Raw genomic sequence first — 11,839 nt, forward strand, 5'->3', positions numbered from 1 at the left:
GCTACGATGAGCCCGGCGGCAACCTCTTTCGCTACGAATGTGCCGCTTTCGTAAGCCAATCGCGGGTGTTTTCGTTCTAGGTACACATAAATGACCGAATCGACGCGGTTCCGCGTGACTTTTGTTCTTGGTGGCGCCCGCTCCGGAAAATCCCGCTTCGCAGAAAACGTCGCTCTCCAGTCTGGACTTGATCGCCACTATCTCGCGACATCGCAAATCTATGATGACGAGATGCGCGAAAGGGTGGCGCTGCATCGTGAACAGCGCGGGGAGCACTGGACGACGCATGAAGAGCCGATGGCCCTCGTGGAAACGCTCGCTGGCATACAGTCCGACGACCGCGTGATTCTCGTCGATTGCCTGACCCTATGGGTGACCAATCTGATGATGGCCGAGCGTGATGTTTCACTCGAAAGTGCACGCCTAATCGATAGTCTCGCTGCTGGAGCAGGCCATTTCATTTTCGTTTCGAACGAGGTGGGTCTCGGCATTGTGCCGGACAACCGCATGGCGCGACAGTTTCGGGATCATGCCGGTCGCCTGCATCAGATGCTGGCTGCCAAGGCCGATGACGTCTTTTTCATCGCCGCCGGACTTCCGCTGAAAATGAAGGGCTAAAGCGCGTCGCGATCTTTCAGATTCGCTCCTCACGCTTTAAGTCTTTGTTTTATCGCATTTCGTTGCCGCAAAGCCGCTGCTTACTTTTGCGCGCCATGCTTTAGATGCCCAGCCAGACACGGATTGGATGGGTAGGATCTGCCAGCAATTTAGTGGCGAGTGCGACGCAGGAGATGACCAGCAGCGGCTTGATGATTTTTGCGCCGCTTCTCATTGCCAGACTGGAGCCGATCTGTGCGCCGATCAATTGTCCGACGCCCATCAGCAGACCAACCTTCCAGAGAATCGCTCCATTGATCGCGAAGACTGCGAGTGAACCGAGGTTTGAGCCGAGGTTCAGCAGCTTGGTATGGGCTGTTGCTTTCAACATTCCAAAACCTGCGAGAAGTACGAAGCCCAGCATGTAGAACGAGCCTGCGCCCGGCCCGAATACGCCATCGTAAAGCGCGACGAGGGGGACAGCAGTCACGGCAAAGACGGCGGGTGAAATCCGGCGGGTGCTATCCTGATCGGAGAGATTGGGCTTGAACGCGAAGAACAGCGCGATCCCGACGAGAAGAAACGGAATGGCTGCGCCCAGAAACTTGCCCGGCACATGCGAGGCGATGAGTGCACCGATGCCGCCGGCCGCAAATGCGATCAGCGCCATCGGTAACTGTGTCGACAGCTTCACATGTCCCTTCCGTGCATAAGCTATGGTTGCCGAAGCCGCGCCAAAGGGCCCCTGCACCTTGTTCGTCGCCAGTGCCTCCAGAGGCGGCAGCCCTGCCAGAAGCAGGCAGGGAACGGTAATCAGTCCGCCGCCCCCTGCAATCGAATCAACGAATCCTGCGACGATTGCGGCAAGAAACAGGAACAGCAGCAGGTGAGTGGCGATGTCGTGCACGGGAATGGCTCGGTGATTGAGGCGGGCGTTGCCGCCTTCTGTCATTCAATCAGCACAGGCGCAAGATCGTCCATTCACGGAATTGCGGCGGACAATGCCGGTAAAAGGCGAAGGTCTGCAAGATGACATGCTTGCGCCGATACCAGCCGACGCTATTGTGCTGGCAAATTCGAATTCAGGAATTATCAAATGAACAAGGTCATTTTCGACACGGATCCCGGTATTGACGATGCAATGGCGCTGCTTTTTCTGGCGCGTCATCCTCAGATCGATCTGATTGGCGTCACGACTGTTTTTGGCAATGCGCCGATCGAACTGACGACACGGAACGCGCTCTATCTGACAGAAGCCTGGGATATCGCGGCTCCGGTTGCCAAGGGGGCTGGCGAGACATTCGATCCTGCACGCGGCGGCAGCTATTGGCCGACGGCCATTCACGGACATAACGGAATCGGTGATGTTGCAGTCCTGGAAGCCGTTTCGCGCCAGGCCGATCCTCGCCCTGCCTACCAGTTCATCATCGATACCGTCCGCGCCCATCCGAAAGAGGTTACACTCATCGCCGTTGGACGCATGACCAATCTGGCTCTTGCCTTGGAGGCTGACCCGGACATTACCCAGTTGGTCAAGCAGGTCATCATCATGGGCGGCGCCTTTGACGTGAACGGCAATGTTTCGCCTGCGGCGGAAGCCAATATCCATGGCGATCCGGAAGCGGCAGATGTGGTGATGACAGCAAATTGGCCGGTGGTCGTGATCGGGCTCGATGTCACAATGAAGACCGTGATGACGAGCGGTTATCTGGCGAAGATGGTTGAGAGCGGTCGCTCGGACGTCAAGCTTCTGTCGGATATCTCGCAGCTCTATATCGAGTTCTACAAAGGTCGTGTCGGCGATGGTATGGTGGTGCACGATAGTTGTGCCGCCGTCTATCTTGTCCGTCCGGATCTGTTCGAGACGCGTACAGGTGCGATTCGGGTTGTCTGCGGCGGCATTGCCGATGGCCAGACGATCCAGAAGCCGGACGGGCGTGGTTTTCCGCCGAGTGCGTGGGATAACCTGCCGAGCCAGACAGTTGCGACAGGTATAAAGCCGGATTCCGTGCTCGAAGTCATTCGTGCGGCTTTGGTGGAAGGCATTGCGGGCTGAGGTGCTGCCTCATTACCCGTGCAATTTGATGTTTAGGCAACAGTGTCGGTGCAAAATATTGCTCCGCACTCAGCAGGCCATTGGCATTGCAGTCGGTTTTCCCTATGTGGAACCCTGACTGACAGAATTCAGAGGATATGAGCGTGACCGCTACATTCGATAAAGTCGCTGACATCATCGCTGAAACCAGCGAGATCGACCGCGAAACCATTACGCCGGAAAGCCACACGATCGACGATCTGGGCATCGACAGCCTGGACTTCCTCGATATCGTTTTTGCGATCGACAAGGAATTCGGCATCAAGATCCCGCTCGAGCAGTGGACGCAGGAAGTCAACGAAGGCAAGGTTTCCACGGAAGAGTATTTCGTGCTGAAAAACCTCTGCGCCAAGATTGACGAACTGAGGGCAGCAAAGGGCTGAAAAGCCCTGGCTGAGGGAGCGTATGCTTCTTGAATATTTCCAGATGATCGACCGCGTTGAAGCGGTCGATTTGTCATCCAAAACGCTCAAGGCACGGTCCGTCGTTCCGGCGAAAAGCCCCGTATTCGAGGGGCATTTTCCTGGAATGCCGCTCGTGCCCGGCGTTCTTCTGATTGAAACCATGGCGCAGGCCAGCGGCTTCATGATTCTTGCCGCTTCCAATTTTGCAGCGATGCCATTCCTGATGTCTGTTGATGGCGCAAAGATGCGGACATTCGTTGAGCCTGAGGCGGTTCTCGATATCGAGGCGTTTCTGGAGCATGAAGGGTCTGGCTACGCCGTGACCAAGGCGAAGATTTCGTCTGCCGGCAAGAAGGTCTGCGATGCACAGCTCAAGCTGCGCACCATGCCATTTGAGGAAGTGCCTCTTGCGGACATCGTGCGCAAGCGCGCCGCTGAAGTTGGGCTGTTGAGTGCGCTTGCCGCCCAATAAGGGCATGCGCATCTGAAAGGTTGAACCTGAGATGAGCAAGTCAGCCAATGACGTTGTGATTACCGGCGTCGGTATCGTCACCTGCCGTGGTGTCGGCAAGGAGCCGCATGTGGCCCTGCTGACCGGCGCGGAAGTTCTTCCGCCGCGGGTGGATAGCGAGCGCTTCAAGCCTTATCCTGTTCACCCTATGCCGGAAATCGACTGGTCGCAGCAGATCCCCAAGCGCGGTGATCAGCGTCAGATGGAAAACTGGCAGCGTCTCGGTGTGTTCGCCGCCGGTCTTGCGCTGGAAGATGCAGGTCTGAAGGAAAACGCGGAAGCTTGCGGCACGATGGATATGATCGTGGCTGCCGGCGGCGGCGAGCGTGATATCAAGGTCGACAGCCTGATCGTTGATGAGGCGCTGAAGCGCAACGACCGCGAGCGTCTTTTGAATGAGAAGCTGACAACCGAGCTTCGTCCGACGCTGTTCCTTGCCCAGCTTTCCAACCTTCTGGCTGGCAATATCTCCATCGTCCACAAGGTCACCGGTTCATCCCGCACCTTCATGGGCGAAGAGGCGGCGGGCATTTCCGCCGTCGAAACGGCCTATCATCGCATCAAGTCCGGCCAGTCCACCCATTCGCTGGTGGGCGGTGCCTTCGTGGCCGAGCGCGCCGACATCATTCTGCTTGTCGAAGGCATTCGCGCTCATCAGACCGGTGAATGGAAGCCGCTCTGGACTCGAGATGGCAGCGAAGGTGGCGGCATGATCATGGGCTCTGTCGGCGCATTCCTCGTTCTGGAATCCCGCCAGTATGCTGAAGCGCGTGGCGCGCATATCTACGCGGTTGTCGATGCCATCGATGCTGACCGTGGATCGCGAGACGATGGTGGTCTCGAAAAGCGGCTGCAACGGCTTGCGGCGGAGGTTGCGCCCAAGCTCGGTGATGACGTGGTCGTTTTCTCTGGATCGACTGGAATGAGCGATCTTGCCGCACGCGAAAAATCAGTGCTTGAGGCGTCGTTCAATGGCGCGGCCATTCGCGGGTTTGGCGGCGTGACAGGACATGCCATGGAAGCGCAGTTCCCGCTTGGCCTGGCGCTTGCGGCACTCGCGCTGGATGGCAAGGCCACCATTCCGGCCTTCGATCCGGATCACGAAACGAAGATGCAGGGAGCCGCGGCAAAGGCTGTGGTGACCACGGTCGGTTATATCCGGGGCGAGGGACTTGCCGTCCTTTCGGCGAACGGTTGAGGAATCGATGATGAGCACGAAAGCATTCAAGGATCACCTGGGCCGTCCCATTATCGCCGTAACCGGCATGGGTGTCATCACCTCGCTGGGTCAGGGGCTGCAGGATAACTGGTCTGCACTGACCTCCGGTAAATCCGGCATCCACAAGATCGAGCGCTTCCCGACCGAGGGGCTCTCCACCCGCATCAGCGGTACTGTGGATTTCATCCAGATCCCGCGGGAAAACGCTGTTGAGCGGTCGTTTGCCTTTGCGCGCGAAACGACGCGTGAAGCGCTGGCGCAGGCTGGCCTGTCCGGTGATTTCAACGGTCCGCTCTTTCTGGCAGCGCCACCGGTAGAGCCGGAATGGAATGCGCGTTTCGAGCTTGCCGATCGTGCGCCGCCGCCGCAGGCGGAAGCTGATGCCTATGATCGTTTTCTGGCGGCCATGCGTGAACGGCCAGATCCGGCCTTTCTCGAGGCCGTTCAATTCGGTTCTATCTCAGAGCGCCTTTCCGACATGTTCGGCACGCGCGGTCTACCGGTCACGCTGTCCACAGCCTGTGCATCCGGTGCAACTGCGATCCAGCTTGGCGTCGAAGCCATTCGCCAGGGTCGGACTGATCGTGCGCTGACGGTTGCGACTGACGGATCTGTGAGTGCAGAAGCCTTGATTCGCTTTTCGCTGCTGTCCGCCCTGTCCACGCAGAACGACCCGCCGGAAAAGGCGTCCAAGCCGTTCAGCAAGGATCGTGATGGCTTCGTCATCGCGGAAGGTGCGGCAACGCTTGTTCTGGAATCGCTGGAATCCGCCGTCGCGCGCGGCGCAAAGGTTCTGGGTATCCTGAAGGGTTGCGGCGAAAAGGCCGATCACTTCCACCGTACACGGTCTTCACCGGATGGTGGGCCGGCCATCGCGACAATCCGCGCTGCGTTGGAAGATGCTGGCATGGATGAAAGCGGCATCGGGTACATCAATGCGCACGGCACTTCGACGCCGGAAAACGACAAGATGGAATACGGCGCGATGCTGGCGGTGTTCGGCGATCGTTTGAAGGACGGCATTCCTTGTTCGTCCAACAAATCGATGATCGGCCATACGCTGACGGCTGCCGGTGCGGTGGAAGCCGTGTTCTCGATCCAGACCATGCTGACGGGAACGCTGCCGCCGACCATCAACCATGTGAACCCGGATCCGGCCATCGTTCTGGATGTGGTGCCGAACACGAAGCGCGATCAGCAGGTTTCTGCCGTGCTTTCCAATTCGTTTGGCTTCGGTGGTCAGAACGCAAGTCTTGTCATGACGGCTGAGCCAGCCTAAAAGCCGGTTCAACTCAGGCTATTCTGCCCAAACAGTTTTGACGCCTTCTGGCGAAGGAATATCTCATGCGCGCTTTGCAACTGATCGATGATCGCCGTCTTGAAGCAACCGACATCCCTGAGCCGGACGCTCCGGCGCCGGGTGAAGTGACGCTTCGGGTCAAGGCGGTTGCGCTGAACCATATCGATGTCTGGGGCTGGCGCGGCATGGCATTTGCCAAGCGCAAGATGCCGCTTACCATCGGTGCGGAAGCTTCCGGCGTGGTCGAATCTATCGGTCCGGGTGTTTCCAACGTTCTGCCGGGTCAGCTGGTATCTGTCTATGGTGCGCGCACTTGCGGCCTCTGCAAGCCGTGCCGCGAGGGTCGCGATAACCTGTGTGAACATGTCCAGGGCGTGCACGGCTTCCATCTGGATGGCTTTGCCCAGGAAAAGATCAATATCCCGGCCCGCCAGCTGGTCCCGGCGCCTCCGGGCGTTGATGCTGTCGCGGCGGCTCTTGCGCCTGTGACCTTCGGTACTGTGGAGCACATGCTGTTCGACAATGCCAAGCTGGAGCCGGGCGAGACGATCCTCGTTCACGCTGGCGGATCTGGCATTGGTAGCGCCGCAATCCAGCTGGCCAAGAAAATGGGCTGCACGGTGATCACCACGGTTGGCTCCGACGACAAGATCGAGAAGGCCAAGGCGCTCGGTGCCGATCACGTGATCAACTATCGTACAGACCGTTTCGAAGGCGTGGTGCGCAAGATCACGAAGAAGAAGGGCGTGGACGTGGTGTTCGAACACGTCGGCAAGGACACCTGGGCCGGTTCCATGCTGTGCATGAAGCGCGGTGGTCGTCTGGTGACCTGCGGTTCCACATCCGGTGTTTCGACCGATATCAATCTGATGATGCTGTTCCAGCAACAGCTGAAGCTACTGGGCTCCTTTGGATGCCGCATGGAAAACATGGCCAACGCCATGCAGAAGATGGCGCGGGGTATCGTGCATCCGGTGATTGATACCGAAGTGACGTTCGACGAGATCGACAAGGCGCTGGAGCGCATGGAAGGCCGTCAGATCTTCGGGAAAATCGTGTTGCGGATGGATTGATCCGGTGAAGATGTTCATCACCCGGATTGTGTTGGCCGCACGGAAGTTTCGTCAGTGGTTTCTGGCGCAGATCACGTTCGGCTTTCTCAATCTGCTGAAGCTTCTGCCTGCGGATCCTGCCATTCGCTTTGCCGATTGGCTGGTTCGCAAGATCGGTCCGATGACCGGTCGCCATAAGCTGATGCTGGTGAACCTTGCCAATGCTTTTCCCGAAAAATCCGAGGAAGAGCGACTTGATATCGCGCTGGCGAGCTGGGGCCATATGGGCAGGCTCGCAGCCGAGTACGTCTTCCTCGATCGATTGTTTGACTTCGATCCGGCAGCGGAAAAGCCGGGACGGATCGAGGTATCGGGTATTCCGCTGTTTCTGGATCTTCGGGACAATCCGCGCCCGTTCATTGTCTTTACGGCGCATACCGGCAATTTCGAACTGCTTCCCGTGGCAGGTGCCGCCTTCGGCCTGAATGTGACGGTGATGTTCCGTCCGCCGAACAATCCATACATTGCGGAAAAGGTATTCAACTTCCGCTCGGCGCGCATGGGCAAGCTTGTGCCGTCCCATGCGGGTTCCTCCTTTGCGCTCGCGCGCCAATTGGAGGCGGGCAAGGGCATCGGTGTGCTGGTGGACCAGAAGTTCCAGAAGGGCCTGATGACACGCTTCTTCGGCAATCCGGTGCAGACAAACCCGCTGTTGGCGAAGCTCGTTCGTCAGTTCGATTGCGAGGTCTACCCCGCTCGCTGCATCCGTTTGGCGGATAATCGCTACCGTCTGGAGATCGAACCGCGGATCGAGATCCCACGCACGGCTACAGGGGCCGTCGATGTTCAGGCCACGGGCCAGCTCCTAAACGACAAGGTGGAGAGCTGGGTTCGGGAGCATCCGGAGCAGTGGCTTTGGTATCACGATCGCTGGAACATAAAGCACAGCATCAAGCGCTGATCTCTGCTTCCATGATCCGCTTCAGATTGCCGAGATCGGTCTCGACATGGCGGGAATCCTGTTCGAATTGTTCCTCCGACATGCCGGGCAGTCTCGTGACCAGGAATATGGCCTCTGCACCGTCGCCGTTCTGTACGATACGAAAGGCATTGTAGACGATCATGCCGGACGGCATCTCAACCCAGTGATCGACTATCCCATGCTCATTCTGAGGGGAGAAGCGAACCTTGATTTCACCGAGCGGGCCACCATCCACCAACCAATGGTCTCCCGCATTCTGTAGGCCGCTGCCAAGGCCCGATGCCCACCGCGCCATGTTCTCAGGCTTGCAAGCGAAGTCATAGACCCGCTTCCAGTCTCGCTCGATGGATGTATGGATCGCCTTTGCTTCAAGCACCGGCATCATCTGTTCTCCTTCCTCCCACTGATTTATGGTGCGTTTCCTCATGAAGGCAAGTGTTCACCGTGCGAGGCTAAAACGATCCATGCATGTTCATTCGTATCTGAAAATTTAATCGATTTGCCATGGCTTTTGCCTTGCCGATTACCTAACTGAGTGCCACAACACCCATCCAATCTTTATGGAGGTTCGTCCGTGGAACAGGCAGAAATCGGCCTTATTGGTCTTGGCGTTATGGGTTCAAACCTGGCTTTGAACATCGCGGAAAAAGGCAACAAGATTGCCGTTTTCAACCGTAGCCCGGAGGCCACGAAAAAGTTCTTTGCCGAAGCCGGAGCCCTGCAGGGGCAGATCATTCCTTGCGAGACGTTAGAAGAATTCGTTGCTGCCATCCGCCCGCCGCGCCCGATCATCATCATGATCAAGGCTGGTGAGCCGGTCGATCAGCAGATGGAGCTTCTGAAGCCCTATCTTGATGCTGGCGACATCATGATCGACGCAGGGAATGCCAATTTCCGCGACACCATCCGTCGTTTCGACTCTCTCAAGGATAGCCCGCTGACCTTCATCGGCATGGGTGTTTCCGGCGGGGAAGAGGGCGCACGCCATGGTCCTTCCATCATGGTGGGTGGCACTGAGGATAGCTGGAAGCGTGTCGAGAAGGTGCTGACATCCATCTCGGCCAAGTTCAACGGCGACCCTTGCGTGGCCTGGCTCGGCAATGACGGAGCAGGGCATTTCGTCAAGACGATCCACAACGGTATCGAATATGCCGACATGCAGATGATCGCCGAAATCTACGGCATTCTGCGCGACGGGATGAAGCTCTCGGCCAGTGAGATCGGTCAGGTCTTCGGTCGCTGGAATGAAGGGCGCCTGAATTCCTATCTGATCGAGATCACCGAGAAGGTTCTGGCCGCAACCGACCCGGTGACGGGTAAGCCCATGGTCGACATGATCCTTGATGCCGCTGGCCAGAAGGGTACGGGCAAGTGGTCCGTCATCGAGGCACAGAATCTGGGCGTTGCTGCAACCGGCATTGAGGCTGCTGTTGCTGGCCGCATTCTCTCCAGCCAGAAGGTGGAGCGCGAGGCGGCTGAGAAAATCCTGGGTCTGCCGCAGACGGTTGCCATGCCGAGCACGGACGGCCTTTCGTTCCTGGATGATCTCGAAAATGCGCTGCTGGCCGCCAAGATCGGTGCCTATGCGCAGGGCTTTGCCGTCATGGCGGCGGCATCGAAGGAGTATGGTTGGAACCTGCCGATGCCGACGATTGCCCGCATCTGGCGCGCTGGCTGCATCATCCGCTCGCAGTTCCTGGACGAAATCACGTCCGCCTTCACGAAGGATCCGGACACGGCAAACCTCATCGTAACGCCTGCGTTCTCGAAGCTGGTACAGGAAACCGATGGCGCGCTTCGCCGTGTGGTTTCCACGGCGGTCATGTCTGGTCTGCCAGTGCCGGCGCTGTCTTCGGCTCTTGCCTATTTCGATAGCTACCGTCGCGGCCGAGGCACGGCCAACCTCATTCAGGCGCAGCGTGACTTCTTCGGTGCCCACGGCTTCGATCGCGTTGACGGCGTAGACAAGCATCACGGTCCATGGGGCAGCGGTCTCAACGCGTAACACAAGAATGGCAGGGTGCGGAGAGGATGCGCCCTGCCGTTTTTCTTTCTGGCATCAACGCCAACCGCCTTTTACGCGCATTTCCAATTGCAATTCGGAGGAGAAATCATGGCCTGGCAACCGGCTGAAGATCGTTATTCCCGTATGAAATACAATCGCTGTGGCCGCTCCGGCCTCAAGCTTCCGGCGCTTTCACTCGGGCTGTGGCACAATTTCGGCGATGACACACCGCACCAGCGCAAGCGTGATATCTGCCGCAAGGCGTTCGATCTTGGCATCACACACTTTGATCTCGCCAACAATTACGGCCCGCTGCCAGGTAGCGCTGAAACGGCGTTCGGAGAGATCCTGAGAGCGGATTTCGCAGGCTATCGTGACGAACTCATCATCTCGTCCAAGGCAGGCTACAACATGTGGCCGGGTCCATACGGCGAGTGGGGAAGCCGAAAATACCTCATCGCCTCCTGCGATCAGTCGCTGAAGCGCATGGGTCTCGATTACGTCGATATCTTCTATTCCCACCGGTTTGACCCGGATACGCCGTTGGAAGAAACATGCGGTGCTCTGGACCATATCGTGCGGTCGGGCAGGGCGCTCTATGTCGGCATCTCCTCGTACAATTCGAAGCGGACGCAGGAGGCTGCGGCAATCTTGAAGGATCTGGGCACACCTTGTCTCATTCACCAGCCCAGCTATTCCATCATCAATCGCTGGGTGGAAGAAGATGGCCTTCTGAATACGCTGGACGATCTCGGCATTGGCTCCATCGTGTTCTCGCCTCTGGCGCAGGGCATGCTGACGTCCAAGTATCTCGGCGGTATTCCAGATGACAGCCGTGCCGCGCAGGGCAAATCCTTGCGGCCTGCTTTCCTCAATGACCGCAACATCGAGAACCTGCGCGGGCTGAATGCCATTGCTGAAAAGCGTGGGCAGACACTTGCGCAGATGGCAATTGCCTGGGTGCTGCGTGGTGGCCGCGTGACCTCTGCGCTGATTGGCGCCAGCCGTCCCGAGCAGGTGGAAGATTGCGTGAAGGCGCTCGAGAAGCCGGATTTCTCCGAGGCGGAACTTTCCGAAATCGAGGTCTTCGCGAAGGATGCCGACATCAACCTTTGGGCTGCATCGGCAGAGCGCGAAGGGCCTTCGCGGTAATTGAACTGTTGGCTGTGCGATCCGATCCTGTTCGGGTCGCACGCCCCGATAAACTCGACCTGTTTTGTTAATGCAAGTTCATGTTTTCATTACTTATTTGTAATATATGAGTTCATATCGCATTCATCTTTGCGGCCGTACTTTCGCTTCATCGAACATACGAAAGGACGCTGAGATGAAAACGATCGTAACCTTGTTGACCGCCGCCACCATTCTGGCAGCACCGATGGCACAGGCTCAGGATCATCGCGGACACGGTCCGGATCGCACCAGAACCGTTGAGCGAACCGTGATCGAGAAGCGGACGATCGTCAAGAAACAGCGTTGGCATCGCGGACAAAAGCTCTCGCGAGCTGAGCGGGCGCGTCTGGCGGAAATCCGCGATTACCGCCGCTATCGTCTTTCGGCGCCCCCGCGTGGCTATCACTGGGTTCGCGTGAACAATGAGTTTCTGCTGATCGGTGTCACCAGCGGCATTATTGCCAACATCATTGCTGGTCGCTGACCCGTGGAAACCTGGGC

Annotated in this window: 13 protein-coding genes; 11 read left to right on the forward strand and 2 right to left on the reverse strand. The window is 57.8% G+C overall.

Annotation, left to right across the window (positions count from 1 at the left end):
* The first annotated feature begins 90 nt into the window (after positions 1 to 90).
* A complete protein-coding gene (gene cobU, locus G6N80_RS17125) occupies positions 91 to 618 on the forward strand; it encodes a bifunctional adenosylcobinamide kinase/adenosylcobinamide-phosphate guanylyltransferase (RefSeq protein ID WP_062554217.1) in 528 nt (175 codons plus the stop codon).
* A 100-nt stretch (positions 619 to 718) separates the two neighbouring features.
* Here the strand turns inward: cobU and G6N80_RS17130 are convergent, their stop codons facing one another.
* Positions 719 to 1,504: a TSUP family transporter gene (locus G6N80_RS17130; RefSeq protein ID WP_062554766.1), complete on the reverse strand. Its 786-nt coding sequence runs from the start codon at positions 1,502 to 1,504 to the stop codon at positions 719 to 721.
* Positions 1,505 to 1,693: 189 nt separating this feature from the next.
* On the opposite strand from G6N80_RS17130, the gene G6N80_RS17135 reads away from it, so the two are divergent.
* The 7 genes from G6N80_RS17135 (at position 1,694) to G6N80_RS17165 (ending at position 8,139) form a co-directional block, all read left to right on the forward strand.
* Positions 1,694 to 2,653: a nucleoside hydrolase gene (locus G6N80_RS17135; RefSeq protein ID WP_165135543.1), complete on the forward strand. Its 960-nt coding sequence runs from the start codon at positions 1,694 to 1,696 to the stop codon at positions 2,651 to 2,653.
* A 137-nt stretch (positions 2,654 to 2,790) separates the two neighbouring features.
* A complete protein-coding gene (locus G6N80_RS17140) occupies positions 2,791 to 3,075 on the forward strand; it encodes an acyl carrier protein (protein ID WP_137137101.1) in 285 nt (94 codons plus the stop codon).
* 22 nt (positions 3,076 to 3,097) lie between these two features.
* Complete coding sequence (locus tag G6N80_RS17145) at positions 3,098 to 3,568, forward strand: 3-hydroxyacyl-ACP dehydratase FabZ family protein (RefSeq protein ID WP_062554219.1); 471 nt, start codon at positions 3,098 to 3,100, stop codon at positions 3,566 to 3,568.
* A 31-nt stretch (positions 3,569 to 3,599) separates the two neighbouring features.
* A complete protein-coding gene (locus G6N80_RS17150) occupies positions 3,600 to 4,805 on the forward strand; it encodes a beta-ketoacyl-ACP synthase (protein ID WP_062554220.1) in 1,206 nt (401 codons plus the stop codon).
* A 10-nt stretch (positions 4,806 to 4,815) separates the two neighbouring features.
* Positions 4,816 to 6,105 carry a beta-ketoacyl-ACP synthase gene (locus tag G6N80_RS17155; RefSeq protein ID WP_062554767.1) on the forward strand — a complete coding sequence of 430 codons (1,290 nt, stop codon included), beginning with the start codon at positions 4,816 to 4,818 and terminating at the stop codon, positions 6,103 to 6,105.
* A gap of 65 nt (positions 6,106 to 6,170) precedes the next feature.
* The gene (locus G6N80_RS17160) at positions 6,171 to 7,199 is read left to right on the forward strand and encodes a zinc-binding dehydrogenase (protein ID WP_165135546.1); all 1,029 of its coding nucleotides are present in this window, start codon (positions 6,171 to 6,173) and stop codon (positions 7,197 to 7,199) included.
* Positions 7,200 to 7,203: 4 nt separating this feature from the next.
* Positions 7,204 to 8,139 (forward strand): lipid A biosynthesis lauroyl acyltransferase, encoded by a 936-nt coding sequence (locus G6N80_RS17165; protein ID WP_062554222.1) that lies wholly within the window; start codon positions 7,204 to 7,206, stop codon positions 8,137 to 8,139.
* Here the strand turns inward: G6N80_RS17165 and G6N80_RS17170 are convergent.
* Positions 8,129 to 8,542, reverse strand: coding sequence for an SRPBCC family protein (locus tag G6N80_RS17170; RefSeq protein ID WP_165135549.1), 414 nt, complete (start codon positions 8,540 to 8,542; stop codon positions 8,129 to 8,131). The two genes, G6N80_RS17165 and G6N80_RS17170, sit on opposite strands and share 11 nt — an antisense overlap.
* Positions 8,543 to 8,734: 192 nt before the next feature.
* Here G6N80_RS17170 and gndA point away from each other — a divergent pair, with 192 nt between their 5' ends.
* The 3 genes from gndA to G6N80_RS17185 all read left to right on the forward strand — a co-directional run bounded on the left by gndA (position 8,735) and on the right by G6N80_RS17185 (position 11,822).
* Entirely contained in the window at positions 8,735 to 10,165 is a 1,431-nt protein-coding gene (gene gndA, locus G6N80_RS17175; protein ID WP_062554223.1) for an NADP-dependent phosphogluconate dehydrogenase, read from the forward strand.
* A gap of 108 nt (positions 10,166 to 10,273) precedes the next feature.
* A complete protein-coding gene (gene mgrA / locus G6N80_RS17180; protein WP_165135552.1) occupies positions 10,274 to 11,317 on the forward strand; it encodes an L-glyceraldehyde 3-phosphate reductase in 1,044 nt (347 codons plus the stop codon).
* A gap of 175 nt (positions 11,318 to 11,492) precedes the next feature.
* On the forward strand, positions 11,493 to 11,822 hold the full coding sequence (locus tag G6N80_RS17185; RefSeq protein ID WP_062554225.1) for an RcnB family protein: 330 nt from the start codon (positions 11,493 to 11,495) through the stop codon (positions 11,820 to 11,822).
* Positions 11,823 to 11,839: the final 17 nt, after the last annotated feature.

The sequence above is a fragment of the Rhizobium rhizoryzae genome, from assembly GCF_011046895.1.
Taxonomy (GTDB): Bacteria; Pseudomonadota; Alphaproteobacteria; order Rhizobiales; family Rhizobiaceae; genus Neorhizobium; species Neorhizobium rhizoryzae.

Coding starts and splice junctions, on each gene's coding strand:
- cobU (WP_062554217.1), top strand. CDS start 91: ATGACCGAATCGACGCGGTTCCGCGTGACTTTTGTTCTTGGTGGCGCC.
- G6N80_RS17135 (WP_165135543.1), top strand. CDS start 1,694: ATGAACAAGGTCATTTTCGACACGGATCCCGGTATTGACGATGCAATG.
- G6N80_RS17140 (WP_137137101.1), top strand. CDS start 2,791: ATGAGCGTGACCGCTACATTCGATAAAGTCGCTGACATCATCGCTGAA.
- G6N80_RS17145 (WP_062554219.1), top strand. CDS start 3,098: ATGCTTCTTGAATATTTCCAGATGATCGACCGCGTTGAAGCGGTCGAT.
- G6N80_RS17150 (WP_062554220.1), top strand. CDS start 3,600: ATGAGCAAGTCAGCCAATGACGTTGTGATTACCGGCGTCGGTATCGTC.
- G6N80_RS17155 (WP_062554767.1), top strand. CDS start 4,816: ATGAGCACGAAAGCATTCAAGGATCACCTGGGCCGTCCCATTATCGCC.
- G6N80_RS17160 (WP_165135546.1), top strand. CDS start 6,171: ATGCGCGCTTTGCAACTGATCGATGATCGCCGTCTTGAAGCAACCGAC.
- G6N80_RS17170 (WP_165135549.1), bottom strand. CDS start 8,542: ATGCCGGTGCTTGAAGCAAAGGCGATCCATACATCCATCGAGCGAGAC.
- mgrA (WP_165135552.1), top strand. CDS start 10,274: ATGGCCTGGCAACCGGCTGAAGATCGTTATTCCCGTATGAAATACAAT.
- G6N80_RS17185 (WP_062554225.1), top strand. CDS start 11,493: ATGAAAACGATCGTAACCTTGTTGACCGCCGCCACCATTCTGGCAGCA.